Origin of the sequence: Pseudomonas sp. FH1, from assembly GCF_000510895.2 — a bacterium.
GTDB classification, from domain to species: Bacteria; Pseudomonadota; Gammaproteobacteria; order Pseudomonadales; family Pseudomonadaceae; genus Aquipseudomonas; species Aquipseudomonas azotoformans_A.
Genome location: NZ_AOHM01000125.1, coordinates 72,296 through 84,331 on the forward strand (window position 1 = coordinate 72,296; position 12,036 = coordinate 84,331).

Here is a 12,036-nt window from a genome sequence, read left to right on the forward strand (position 1 = left end):
CCGGAATTAACTGCGACTGACCGGCCCGGCAAACCAGCATTAACTGCGAATGAGCCTGCATTGATCCGCGCCGACCTGCATTCCATCGTCGCCAGCCTGCATTATTTGCAAATGACAGGACTCAGATAGGCAAGCCCGCTGCCAGCATCTTGTCACGTAACTCAACCGCCCGCGCCGGGTCTAGCGCATTACTGAACAGAGCCTTGATTTCGGTGGGTTTGGCATCGAATTGCTCCACTAGATCCTTGATGCGGTAGCCGTGACGAGTGAGGGTTGGCTCCAGATCATCCAGTTGGCGCGACAGCACCGATTGCACGAGTTCCGCCGAAACGGGTTTCTCGCCGGTCAGGTAGCCGGCTTCCAGTGCCAGGCTGAGGTGCAGTTGGATTTGCAGTGGCGTGCGCAGTTTAGTGGCGAGTAGGTCGATCGCGTCTTCGGTCAGAATCGACTCGGGTTCGACCTTCCCCGCAGTGCAGGTTTCCAGCAGCCACTGAATGTATTCCCGCTGACTGCCAGCAATGCCATCGAGCGAGAAGATGTCGGTGCGGTAGCCGATTTCCTCCATCGTCGGTCGGCGCAGGTCGTTACGCAGCTTGGGATGCCCGGCCAACACGATCGACAGCCGCCCGTCACCGTCCTCCACCAGCTCCATCAGACGCTTAAGACCGGTCAGGGTATGGCCGTTGAGGTCATGGGCCTCATCGACGAACAGGGCGACCGGGCGCTTGTTCTTCCTCACCAACTCGCGTAGGTCACGCTCACGCTTTTCGCCCTGGGTGGGGATGCGTACCTGCTTCTCGGTGGAGAGGTCATAGAAGAGCGCTGCGATGAAAGTGGCCAGCTTGATGCTGTGCTTTTCAATGGCGAGAGACTTGGAGACCGTGATCTTCTTTTCCTCTTCCATCGCTTGTTGAAGCCGGCGCAGCATTACGGTCTTGCCGCTGCCGATGACGCCGCACAGTGCAATCAGCCGTCCTTCGAAGATCGCCCCCTTGATGTCCTTGATCAACTGCTGATGGTGGGCGGTTTCAAAATAGCCGGCCTGGTTCAGTGGCAACGCCAGTCCGTAGTGCTGCATTACTTCAGCCCGCATGTTCTTCTCCTGTTTTCTTATGGCGGAAGTAGCCCCGCACGCGCTCCAAGACAATGCGGCGTGTCAGGGTTTCGCTCAGCACCTGATGGATGAAGGCTTGATCGTCGGGAGAGAGCTTAGCCAACGGCTGCGCTAGGTCATCGGCAATGGCGAGCTTGGCGGCGATGGCATTGGGAAACCGGTATTCGTGCGCCTCGGCATCGAAGGGTTGGCGTGGCAGTGCCGTCGGAATAATAGAGGGTGTGAGTCGCACATCGTCGCCAGCCAATGCGGCGATAGGCAGGCCAAGCTGGCCGGCTAGCAAGCGGATGCGATCAGAGCGCTCATCCGCCTTGCCGCGTTTGAAGGCGCGGTAACGATGTAGGGGAATTGGCCCGGAGACGGGGTAGTAAGGTCCGAAGCGCTCCCCCTCGAACTCGGCATAGAGTTCGTCATCGAACAAGCCCCAGAGCAACACCACGGTTTCGCCCGCCATGTCGGGCTCCACCTCGTAGGCCGTGCCGTCGATGGTGACGCGGGCATCGACGCCGACCTTGCGTCGTTCCGGCTCGCGGGCAAAGCGGCAAAACTGTTCCCAGGTGCACATTTCGCGCAGGCCCTCGACGGGCAGGTTGGCCAGCCAGTCCTCAATCCGCGAATGCGGTTCGGAGCGATGATCCTGCACGTTGTAGGTGCGCACCAGATAACGCAGCAGCCACTCATTGGCCTGCGCTTCGGTTTCCGGTTTGTGGAAGTGATACAGCGTCTCGTGGGCTTCCTTCACCGTGCGGAAGGGGCGCTCCACTTTGCCTTTCGAGCGAGCCGTGGTGCGGGTGCCATCCTTGCCGGCCGGGATGTGTGTCTGCCATTCGATGTCCAGCGCCTGCATGACGTTCTGGAATACTCGGCGTTTGGCCACCGGGCCGTTGTCCAGGTAGATCATCTTCGGGCGGCCTTGGAAGGGAAAAGTCGGGTCCGCCTTCAGCGTCATGGCGTTGAACAGGAAGCGCAGCGCTGACTCCGCGTCCTCGCCATATACACAGTGGTACTCCTGATAGGCCACTCCGCTGCGGTCATCCACCACGCTGAACAGCATCAGCGTCGGCATGCCCCTAGCCGGATCGATCCAGTCCGGCTTATCGATGTGCTTGAGGTCGGAGGGCGACAGGTCGAACTGCCAGCAGTCATTGCTGTGCGCAGCCTGAAAGCGGGTGGCCGGTGGTTGCCGCAACAGCCGCGACTGGTCCAGGTGCCAGCGGCTTAGGTACTCGTTCACCGTGCTGCGGGTCAGAACCCCTTTGGGCGCCTTGACCAAGCCTTGCTCGGTTTCCACCCCATAGCCCTCCAGCAGCTCGATGGCACGGCGGGTAGATAGGTGCCGCCCTTGTTTGTTGGTGGTGCGCAGTTTCAGCGCGGCAATTAGCTCGCAGTAGCGCTCCAGCTCGGCCTGCTGCAATACCCGCGGCTTACCATGGTCGGCGCGGTGAGCCGCGTGGGGTTTATGGATGAGGTTCAGCGCCCGGTATACGGTGCTTGGGGACACGCCGTACAACTCGGCTATCGCGGCCACCTGAGTAATCCGTTCCGGGCTTTTCTTGGGCAGACGGTCGAGCCGCTGCCGCAACTGCATCAGCGAATCGGTCGGGATGGCTTTACGCCGCCCGCTGGGCATCACGCTCGGCCTCGGTGAGATAGTTGTAGAGCGTCGAGCGGCCGATGCCCATCATCCGACAGATTTCCGCCACGGTATGTTTCCGCTCATGGTAGAGGCGCAGGGCAAGCTCCTGCTTGGCCGGGTCGAGCCGTTTCTTGCGTCCGCCCTTGCGGCCTCGCGCCCGTGCAGCGGATAAGCCGGCTTGGGTGCGCTCGCGGATTAGGTTGCGTTCGAACTCGGCCAAGGCACCGAACAGGTGAAACACCAGGCGGCCACCAATCGAGGCGGTGTCGATGTTTTCCTGCAAGCTGCGCAAGCCGACGCCGGCGGCGTCCAATTGCTCAACCAGCCGGATCAGATCCTTCAGCGAGCGGCCGAGGCGATCCAGGCGCCAAATCACCACGGTGTCGTCACGGCGTAGCGTGGCCAGCAAAGCGGTCAAGCCAACCCGCTCAGCCTTGGCACCGCTGGCGGTATCCTCGAACACCCGCTCGCAGCCGATCTTCGCCAGAGCATCGCGTTGCAGATCGAGGAGTTGGTCGTCGGTCGAGACGCGGGCATATCCAATCAACATGGCGTTGTCCAACTATTCAGCGATAGTTCAGTGTAGTCGGATACTGAAAGATGGAGACTGTAGTTGGATGCCAACGATGCGGGTTTGCGTGGGAATTGTGTCACTTTCAGAAGGCGACAGCACGAAATATCAAAAGTCGACCGCACGGTCTTTTCTGACGTTGGAGTCGCCTCAGAAAACGGAAAATAAAGCACGCTAAGGCGTAGTTCCCTCGGGCTACACCGCGTCCGCACTGCGCGGTTCTTTCTTCCCTTGCAGTGACGCAATCAGCGGGCAGGAAACGTTCCCCTTCCGCGCATGGCAGGCGCACACCAAATCAGACAGCACGGCCTCCATGCGCGCCAGGTCAGCCATCCTCTCGCGCACGTCCTTGAGCTTGTGCTCGGCCAGGCTGCTGGCTTCCTCGCAATGGGTGCCATCCTCCAGCCGCAGCAGCTCGGCGATCTCATCCAGGCTGAAGCCCAACCGCTGGGCTGATTTCACGAAGCGCACCCGCGTTACATCCGTCTCGCCATAGCGGCGAATGCTGCCGTAAGGCTTGTCCGGTTCCGGGAGCAAGCCCTTGCGCTGATAGAACCGGATGGTCTCCACATTGACCCCGGCCGTCCTGGCGAAAACGCCAATGGTCAGGTTCTCCAAATTGTTTTCCATATCGCTTGACTCCGTACATAACTACGGAAGTAAGCTTAAGCTATCCAATTCAGATTCGAAAGGACAAACGTATGTCTGAACCTCAAAACGGGCGCGGCGCGCTCTTCACTGGCGGGCTGGCCGCCATCCTCGCCTCGGCTTGCTGCCTCGGGCCGCTGGTTCTGATCGCCTTGGGGTTCAGCGGCGCTTGGATCGGCAACTTGACGGTGTTGGAACCCTATCGCCCCATCTTTATCGGCGTGGCGCTGGTGGCGTTGTTCTTCGCCTGGCGGCGCATCTACCGGCCGTCAGCCGCCTGCAAACCGGGTGAGGTTTGCGCGATTCCCCAAGTGCGAGCTACTTACAAGCTCATTTTCTGGGGCGTGGCCGTGCTGGTTTTGGTCGCGCTCGGATTTCCCTACGTCGTGCCATTTTTCTATTGATCACAGGAGTTCACCATGAAAAAGCTGCTTTCCGCCCTTGCCCTCGCTGCCGTTGTTGCCCCCGTGTGGGCCGCCACCCAGACCGTTACGCTGTCCGTACCGGGCATGACCTGCTCGGCCTGTCCGATCACTGTCAAGAAGGCGATTTCCAAGGTCGATGGCGTCAGTAAAGTTGACGTGACCTTCGAGACGCGCGAAGCGGTGGTCACCTTCGATGATGCCAAGACCAGCGTGCAGAAACTGACCAAGGCTACCGAGGATGCGGGCTACCCATCATCAGTCAAGAACTGATCATGAAAGACCCGAAGACACTGCTGCGGGTCAGCATCATTGGCACAACCCTCGTGGCGCTGTGTTGCTTCACCCCTGTTCTGGTCATTTTGCTCGGTGTGGTCGGCTTGTCCGCGCTGACCGGCTATCTGGACTATGTGCTGCTGCCTGCGCTGGCGATTTTCATCGGCTTGACCATCTACGCCATCCAACGAAAACGCCAAGCCGATGCCTGCTGCACCCCGAAATTCAATGGAGTAAAAAAATGACCGAAATCACCGTGAATGGCATGACCTGCACATCCTGCGCCACCCATGTCAAAGATGCTTTGGAAAAGATTCCCGGCGTGAATGCCGCTGTGGTGTCCTATCCAGAAAGCCGCGCGCAAGTCATGGCAGACACCGCCGTGAGCCACAACCAACTGCTGGCCGCCATCGCCGCATTGGGTTATCAAGGCTCGATCCGGGTTGGTGATTTCAAAGATGAACCAAAAATCCGTGATGCACTTGAGGGCGCCGGTTTGCATATCGCCATCATTGGCAGCGGCGGGGCCGCGATGGCGGCGGCGCTGAAGGCCGTCGAGCAAGGCGCGACGGTCACGCTGATCGAACGCGGCACCATCGGCGGCACCTGCGTCAATATCGGCTGTGTGCCGTCCAAGATCATGATCCGCGCTGCCCATATTGCCCATCTGCGCCGGGAAAGTCCGTTCGACGGCGGTATTGCGGCAACTGTGCCTGCGATTGACCGCAGCAAACTGCTGGCCCAGCAGCAGGCCCGTGTCGATGAACTGCGGCACGCCAAATACGAAGGCATCCTGGACGGCAATCCAGCCATCACCGTTTTGCACGGTGAAGCGCGTTTCAAGGACGACCAGAGCCTGGTCGTCCGTTTGAACGAGGGTGGCGAGCGCGAGGTAACGTTCGACCGCTGCCTGGTCGCCACCGGTGCCAGTCCGGCCGTGCCGCCGATTCCGGGCCTGAAAGAGTCACCCTACTGGACTTCCACCGAAGCGCTTGTCAGCGACACCATTCCCGCACGCCTGGCCGTGATCGGTTCGTCGGTGGTGGCGTTGGAACTGGCGCAAGCCTTTGCCCGGCTCGGCAGCCAGGTCACGATCCTGGCACGCAGCACCTTGTTCTTCCGGGAAGACCCGGCCATCGGCGAGGCCGTGACAGCCGCTTTCCGCGCCGAGGGCATCGAGGTGCTGGAGCACACGCAAGCCAGCCAGGTCGCCCATGTGAACGGCGAATTCGTGCTGACCACCGGACACGGTGAATTGCGCGCTGACAAGTTGCTGGTTGCCACCGGTCGGGCACCGAATACGCGCAGCCTCGCGCTGGACGCGGCGGGGGTCACTGTCAATGCGCAAGGGGCCATCGTTATCGACCAAGGCATGCGCACGAGCAACCCGAACATCTACGCGGCCGGCGACTGCACCGACCAGCCGCAGTTCGTCTACGTGGCAGCGGCCGCCGGCACCCGTGCCGCGATCAACATGACCGGCGGCGACGCAGCCCTCAATCTGACCGCGATGCCGGCAGTGGTGTTCACCGACCCGCAAGTCGCCACCGTGGGCTACAGCGAGGCGGAAGCGCACCACGATGGCATCGAGACCGACAGTCGCACGCTGACACTCGACAACGTTCCGCGAGCGCTTGCCAACTTCGACACACGCGGCTTCATCAAGCTGGTCATCGAGGAAGGTAGCGGACGGCTCATCGGCGTGCAGGCGGTGGCCCCGGAAGCGGGCGAACTGATCCAGACGGCGGTGCTCGCCATCCGCAACCGCATGACGGTGCAGGAACTGGCCGACCAGTTGTTCCCCTACCTGACAATGGTCGAGGGGTTGAAGCTTGCGGCGCAGACCTTCAACAAGGACGTGAAGCAGCTTTCCTGCTGCGCTGGATAAAAAAAGGAGGTTTTCAATGAGCGCCTACACCGTGTCCCGGCTGGCCCTTGATGCCGGGGTGAGCGTGCATATCGTGCGCGACTACCTGCTGCGCGGATTGCTGCGTCCGGTGGCGTGCACCCCGGGCGGCTATGGCCTGTTCGATGATGCCGCCTTGCAACGGCTGTGCTTCGTGCGGGCGGCCTTCGAGGCGGGCATCGGCCTGGACGCGCTGGCGCGGCTGTGCCGGGCGCTGGATGCTGCGGACGGCGATGAAGCGGCCGCGCAGCTTGCCGTTCTGCGCCAGTTCGTCGAGCGTCGGCGCGAAGCGTTGGCCGATCTGGAGGTGCAGTTGGCCACCATGCCGACCGAGCCGGCACAGCACGCGGAGAGTCTGCCATGAACAGCCCCGAGCGCTTGCCGTCCGAGACGCACAAACCGATCACCGGCTACCTGTGGGGCGCGCTGGCCGTGCTCACCTGTCCCTGCCATTTGCCGATTCTCGCCATTGTGCTGGCCGGCACGACGGCCGGCGCGTTCATCGGAGAGTACTGGGGTATCGCAGCCCTCACGCTGACCGGTTTGTTCGTCCTGTCTGTGACACGACTGCTGCGGGCCTTCAAAGATCGATCATGAGCGCTTCCCATTGAGACAAACCACGCTGTCGCTACGTTGCCTCATGCCGGCATCAAATTCGGCTGAGTAGCTTCTCGCCATCTGGACGTAGCTCACCCTTGGGTGAAACATGCCGATACAGGGTCTGCCGCGTGACGCCAAGTTCCTGGCACAGGTCGCCGACCTTGGTCTCTGGCTGACCCATTGCCGCCATCGCCAGCCGCAGCTTGGCGGCGGTCATCTTGAACGGCCGGCCGCCTTTCCGCCCGCGCGCGCGGGCCGAGGCTAGGCCGGCAATCGTGCGCTCCGCGATCAACTCGCGCTCGAACTCGGCCAGGGCGGCGAAGATGCCAAAGACCAGCTTGCCGGCGGCGGTCGTGGTGTCGATGGCCGCGCCGTGCCCGGTTAATACCTTCAAGCCGATGCCGCGCCCAGTCAGGTCGTGCACGGTGTTGATGAGATGTCGCAGGTCGCGTCCGAGCCGATCCAGTTTCCACACGACCAGTGTGTCGCCAGTTCGCAACGCCTTCAGGCAGCTCGTCAAGCCGGGCCGATCCTCGCGCATGCCGGATGCCTGGTCCTCGTAAAGATGTACTGGATCGACCCCGGCGGCAATCAGCGCGTCGCGCTGCAAATCGGTAGCCTGGGAGCCGTCCGCCTTCGATACCCGCATGTAGCCTATCAGCATGTCGTACCTGTCACATATACGTTCGATTATGTGACAGTGTGAGCCAGAAAGTTCTCGCCGTCAAAAACTGTCACTTAACCCGTCATTTAGTCTAAGACCTGCAAACGGCCATTCAGGCTCGTAATGTGACAAAAACTCCGGCGGGATGCCCTCCTTGGTGAACGTGGCGCGCAAACGTTCCAGGGATTCGGGGTCGCGTCGCCCGTAGGACGCCAGTGTGAACAGCAAGCGGGCCGTCTCCGGGTTGTGTCGCGCTTCAATGATGGCCTCATCGATGGCCTGGGCTGCTCGTTGCCAGTGGTTGATGGGTTCCGGCTTCGGCACCTTCGCCGGCAGGCCGTTGGTGAAACCAGTGTGCGGCTCCGTCTGAAACAGCGCGGCCTGTTCCCCGCGCGGGATCAGCGCCTTTGACTCGATCAGCGTGATGGCGGTGGCCGCCGCCTCCAGCATCTGCCACTGCACCGCCGGGGCCAGAATCTCGTAGGGACGCCACAGACTCTGCCCGGCGCGCAGCGGATGGCCGCAGCGCTCCCAGACATGGCGGATGCTCGCCGAGCAACTGCCGCAGTGCGAGAGCGGCGTGTTCAGCTCATCAAGCAGGGTGCGCAGCAGCCGGAACCACAAGCCGGCGTGGACACGCCGACGCGGCAGCTCCACAAAACCCGTCGTCAGCGCCTGCCAGGTGCGCCGGTCCATGCAGGCGATTGCGTCATCGGCAGGGCGCGGCGCAGCATCGGCGATTTCCCACTGAAGATACCGGCCGGGCATGCCCCAGTAGGACTCCAGCCAGCAGCCATGCTGCGGGCAGCTCAGCATCAAGGGGAGCTGCCAGACGAGTAGCACAGCTTGATTCGTTGGATCGTTCAGACACTGCGGACACGCCCGGCGAATCGTCTGGCTCGGTAGCCAGGCACGCCAGCGAGTGATGGACCGCACCTTGCGGGTGCGCTTGGGCAGGAGCACCGCGCATTGGAATGTATAGGTTTCCAAGGCTGCTGGTACCGAATCGTCGAGACTGTCGAGCAGCCACGGCACCCAGCCTGCAAGACTCATGCTGCGCAACCGCTCCAGCTCGACGCCACTGCGCTGGCAGAGCGCCGTCAGCAACGACAAGGATGGTGCGGTATCCAGGTCATCAAGTTGGCTGTGACCAAGATCGTGGGCCAGCAGCTCGTGCACGTCCATCTGGTAGCAGGCGGCGACCCGGTTGAGCCATGAGGACAGGGCTTCGCCTTCCTTGGGTGCCGGATGCAGCGGCCAGCGCGGCGCGGACTTCACATCAGTTCCCGCTCGAACTGTCGCCGCCGCTCACTGGGGCCGATGTAGTCGGCCATGCTGAGCGTGCGGTGGTTGATCGCTTCCTCGCCACTCTCCACGGCGGCGACGGCCGCCGCCACCAGCAGATGTGCAAGCTCGCCGATGGTGCCTTCGCTCCGGGTGAGCAGGTAGCTGTACCGGCTTGCAATCGAAAACGGCCGTGCTCGCAATCAGCGCAATTTCCGGCTCAGATTAACTGCGACTGACGGAGCCGTCTGGCTCAGATTATTTGCGAGCGAGCTTGCATTCAGCCGCGCCGGCTTGCATTCCATCGTTCCCTACTCACATTAACTGCAACTAGCCCCGTCTTTAGAGGTGGTAAAGATGCCGATGATGGCCATGGTGTTCTCCTTTCGGATTCATGGTCGCGCCCATCGCGTCCTTGTTGTGAGCCGATCGGCGGGTGAGGGCCGAACGCACTGCCAATGCAGCCGAAACGTAGAGAAGGACCTTGAGCTCCGAACAATTTGTTGCGCGAGAAAGCCGCTCGCCGGCGGGGAAAATGTTCGGTGGGAACGGTTGTGGGCCCAGGTCCGATCCCGCCAGGATTCACGACGACTCAAGGACGCATGGCTGACCGGCCGGACAGGAGTATTGGCCGACTCTAAACACCAGTCGTAGGCGCTGGAATCTCGCGACATGCGTAGCCCTTGCTTGGCGAAAAATATTCCCGATCGCCGAGCGCTCGATCTGACATTCGTCGTTCGGTATAGTAAAGAGTGCAGACCAGGCAGATAGGGGCGCCGGTAGCTTAAGGCCAAACCAGAGACGAGCCGCGCGAATGCTCGCCGAGGACCCGGTTTTCAAGCGCATGAGCTTATTTGACCGCGACGGAAACTTGGTCTCCTCAAGCCACGCGGATGAACCGCAAAAACTCCCTGCGGGTTGGCTGTCGCAACTGCGCGAACACACGGGTAGAAGTGCCCCGGCCAGGCGCGGAGGCTTCGATGAGCGCGGATCGGACATCTTGTCCTAACGGTCGACCCCGCCAGCGGGGGCTTCGTCAGCACCGCGCTGCAATTGCCGGCAGGGCTCTGGGACAACCATCTGCGTCTGGTCTGAAAGCGTTCAAGTATCGCAGCGGTACGCCGACATAAGGGGGCGAACGAACGGTCATTTGGCTGACCGCTCGCTCAATCTTGCGTATGACTCAAGCGCCCCCCTTTCGATACGAGACCGCCCAGATGCTCTTGAAAAAATCCCTGCGCGCTCAGCTGCTCACACTGATCGGCGGCAGCCTGTTGGTGATATTGCTGATCGCCTTCGCCAGTTTTTCCTTCTTGTCGGATGACATTTCCAAGTATCAACAACTACTCAAGGGTCCGATCGAAACGTCGCGCCTGATCGACGAAGCCAACGTGGAATTCAAAGTGCAGGTGCAGGAGTGGAAGAACGTCTTGCTGCGTGGCAAATCACCTGAAGCCTTGAGCAAGTACTGGCAAAGCTTCGAGAACCAGGAACGAAAGGTCCAGGACATCCTGGGCAGACTCGTTGAGCGAAGCGAGCACAACCCTGCCCTGTCAAAGCAGCTCCGCGACCTGCACGAGGAGCACCGGCGCCTCGGCGCCGCCTACCGCGCGGGCCGTGCGGCCTACATCGCCGGCGGAAACGATCCATTCGCCGGCGACGAGGCGGTTCAAGGCATCGACCGTGCCACCAGCGAACAGCTCAGTGGTTTGGTCATCCAGCAGCGCGATTCGGCGCTGCATCGTTCGGAAACCATCAGCGAAGCCGCAGATCGTAAAATAGTCGTCGGCTCGTTGGTAATGCTAGCCGCTGGCGTTTTCATCGCCTTGCTCAGCCTATGGTTGGTAAACCGCAATCTGATCGCCCCCATCCGTCACCTGATCGACCACATCGCCAAGCTCAGCCAGGGCGACTTTGCACAGCGCGTCGATGCGTCCCGTGCTGACGAATTGGGACGTCTGGCAGTTGCCGCGAATATCCTGCGTGACTTCCTTGCCGATACGTTCACCCTCCTGCAACGCAACACCTCGGACCTGGACAGCGCCAGTGGTGAATTGAGCGCCATCGCCGCACTGATGGGCCAAGGCACTCGCGAGCAGTTCTCGCGCACCGATCAGGTCGCTACCGCCATGCATGAAATGTCCGCTACGGCGCAGGAAGTCGCCCGTCACGCCGCCGAAGCCGCGCGTGCAGCGGATGCGGCCGATCATTCGGCGCAGCAGGGTGAGACCATGATGCGTTCGACTATCCAGACCATTACCCACATGCGCGGCGAGATCAGCAACACCGCCGAGGTAATACGCCGTCTGGAGACCGATAGCGGTCGCATTGGCAAGGTGCTGGAAGTTATTCGCGGCATCGCCGACCAGACCAATCTGCTGGCGCTAAACGCAGCCATCGAAGCCGCCCGCGCGGGCGATGCCGGACGCGGGTTTGCCGTCGTTGCCGACGAGGTGCGCACGCTGGCCAGGCGCACCGCCGACTCCACCGCTGAAATTCATCAGATTATCGACACGGTGCAGACCGGCGCGGTGGATGCGGTGCGTGCGATTGAAAATGGACAAACCCGCAGCAACGAAGGTGTCGAACAGGTTACGGAAGCGGGCAGCATGCTTCAGCGCATCACCCAAGAAGTCGAAGCGATCCGCGACATGAACCGTCAGATCGCTACCGCTGCCGAAGAGCAGACGTCCGTGGCGGAAGATATCTCGCGCAATCTGACCGAAATTACCGCCATCGCCACCACCAACCAGGACAATGTCGAGCGTACCGAGGCAGCCAGCCAGAACCTGCATACGCTGTCGGCCCAGCTCAGCGAAGTGACGCACCGCCTCGCGGGCTGACACAGGCTCTGCTCCGGCCCTAGATGATCGGTGTCACCACGTTGCTAGGTCCGACTCATCCGAGTTCGAGGG

Annotated in this window: 13 protein-coding genes and 1 pseudogene; 7 read left to right on the forward strand and 7 right to left on the reverse strand. The window is 61.5% G+C overall.

The window, feature by feature from the left end; genetic code table 11:
* Positions 1-121 precede the first annotated feature (121 nt).
* The 4 genes from H096_RS26860 to merR all read right to left on the reverse strand — a co-directional run bounded on the left by H096_RS26860 (position 122) and on the right by merR (position 3,951).
* A complete protein-coding gene (locus H096_RS26860; protein WP_024015038.1) occupies positions 122-1,093 on the reverse strand; it encodes an AAA family ATPase in 972 nt (323 codons plus the stop codon).
* Complete coding sequence (locus tag H096_RS26865) at positions 1,083-2,720, reverse strand: DDE-type integrase/transposase/recombinase (RefSeq protein WP_200876640.1); 1,638 nt, start codon at positions 2,718-2,720, stop codon at positions 1,083-1,085. Before H096_RS26865 ends, H096_RS26860 begins: the two co-directional genes overlap by 11 nt.
* A 4-nt stretch (positions 2,721-2,724) precedes the next feature.
* Positions 2,725-3,300, reverse strand: a complete 576-nt coding sequence (locus H096_RS26870; protein WP_033902375.1) for a recombinase family protein — start codon at positions 3,298-3,300, stop codon at positions 2,725-2,727.
* 216 nt (positions 3,301-3,516) lie between these two features.
* Positions 3,517-3,951 (reverse strand): Hg(II)-responsive transcriptional regulator, encoded by a 435-nt coding sequence (gene merR / locus H096_RS26875; protein ID WP_000429838.1) that lies wholly within the window; start codon positions 3,949-3,951, stop codon positions 3,517-3,519.
* A 71-nt stretch (positions 3,952-4,022) separates the two neighbouring features.
* On the opposite strand from merR, the gene merT reads away from it, so the two are divergent.
* From merT to merE, 6 genes are read left to right on the forward strand one after another with little or no spacing between them, the layout of a single operon-like run.
* Entirely contained in the window at positions 4,023-4,373 is a 351-nt protein-coding gene (merT, locus tag H096_RS26880; RefSeq protein WP_001294667.1) for a mercuric ion transporter MerT, read from the forward strand.
* Positions 4,374-4,388: 15 nt separating this feature from the next.
* Positions 4,389-4,664, forward strand: coding sequence for a mercury resistance system periplasmic binding protein MerP (merP, locus tag H096_RS26885; protein WP_000735441.1), 276 nt, complete (start codon positions 4,389-4,391; stop codon positions 4,662-4,664).
* A 2-nt stretch (positions 4,665-4,666) separates the two neighbouring features.
* The gene (gene merF, locus H096_RS26890; protein WP_000654684.1) at positions 4,667-4,912 is read left to right on the forward strand and encodes a mercury resistance system transport protein MerF; all 246 of its coding nucleotides are present in this window, start codon (positions 4,667-4,669) and stop codon (positions 4,910-4,912) included.
* On the forward strand, positions 4,909-6,555 hold the full coding sequence (merA, locus tag H096_RS26895) for a mercury(II) reductase (protein ID WP_000136268.1): 1,647 nt from the start codon (positions 4,909-4,911) through the stop codon (positions 6,553-6,555). Before merF ends, merA begins: the two co-directional genes overlap by 4 nt.
* Before the next feature lie 16 nt (positions 6,556-6,571).
* A complete protein-coding gene (gene merD, locus H096_RS26900; RefSeq protein ID WP_003465059.1) occupies positions 6,572-6,937 on the forward strand; it encodes a mercury resistance co-regulator MerD in 366 nt (121 codons plus the stop codon).
* Positions 6,934-7,170, forward strand: a complete 237-nt coding sequence (gene merE, locus H096_RS26905) for a broad-spectrum mercury transporter MerE (RefSeq protein WP_001087809.1) — start codon at positions 6,934-6,936, stop codon at positions 7,168-7,170. The genes merD and merE overlap by 4 nt, the downstream gene beginning before the upstream one ends.
* Positions 7,171-7,222: 52 nt before the next feature.
* Here merE and H096_RS26910 read toward each other — a convergent pair whose 3' ends face one another.
* The 3 genes and pseudogenes from H096_RS26910 to H096_RS26920 all read right to left on the reverse strand — a co-directional run.
* Positions 7,223-7,837, reverse strand: coding sequence for a recombinase family protein (locus H096_RS26910; protein WP_000904941.1), 615 nt, complete (start codon positions 7,835-7,837; stop codon positions 7,223-7,225).
* Between the two features lie 60 nt (positions 7,838-7,897).
* Positions 7,898-9,115 carry a TniQ family protein gene (locus H096_RS26915; protein ID WP_003465063.1) on the reverse strand — a complete coding sequence of 406 codons (1,218 nt, stop codon included), beginning with the start codon at positions 9,113-9,115 and terminating at the stop codon, positions 7,898-7,900.
* Positions 9,112-9,285, reverse strand: a pseudogene (locus tag H096_RS26920) (transposase); the annotation flags it as partial. The pseudogene H096_RS26920 and the gene H096_RS26915, both read right to left, overlap by 4 nt.
* A 1,053-nt stretch (positions 9,286-10,338) precedes the next feature.
* Here H096_RS26920 and H096_RS26930 point away from each other — a divergent pair.
* Entirely contained in the window at positions 10,339-11,964 is a 1,626-nt protein-coding gene (locus tag H096_RS26930; RefSeq protein WP_020301382.1) for a methyl-accepting chemotaxis protein, read from the forward strand.
* Positions 11,965-12,036 lie beyond the last annotated feature (72 nt).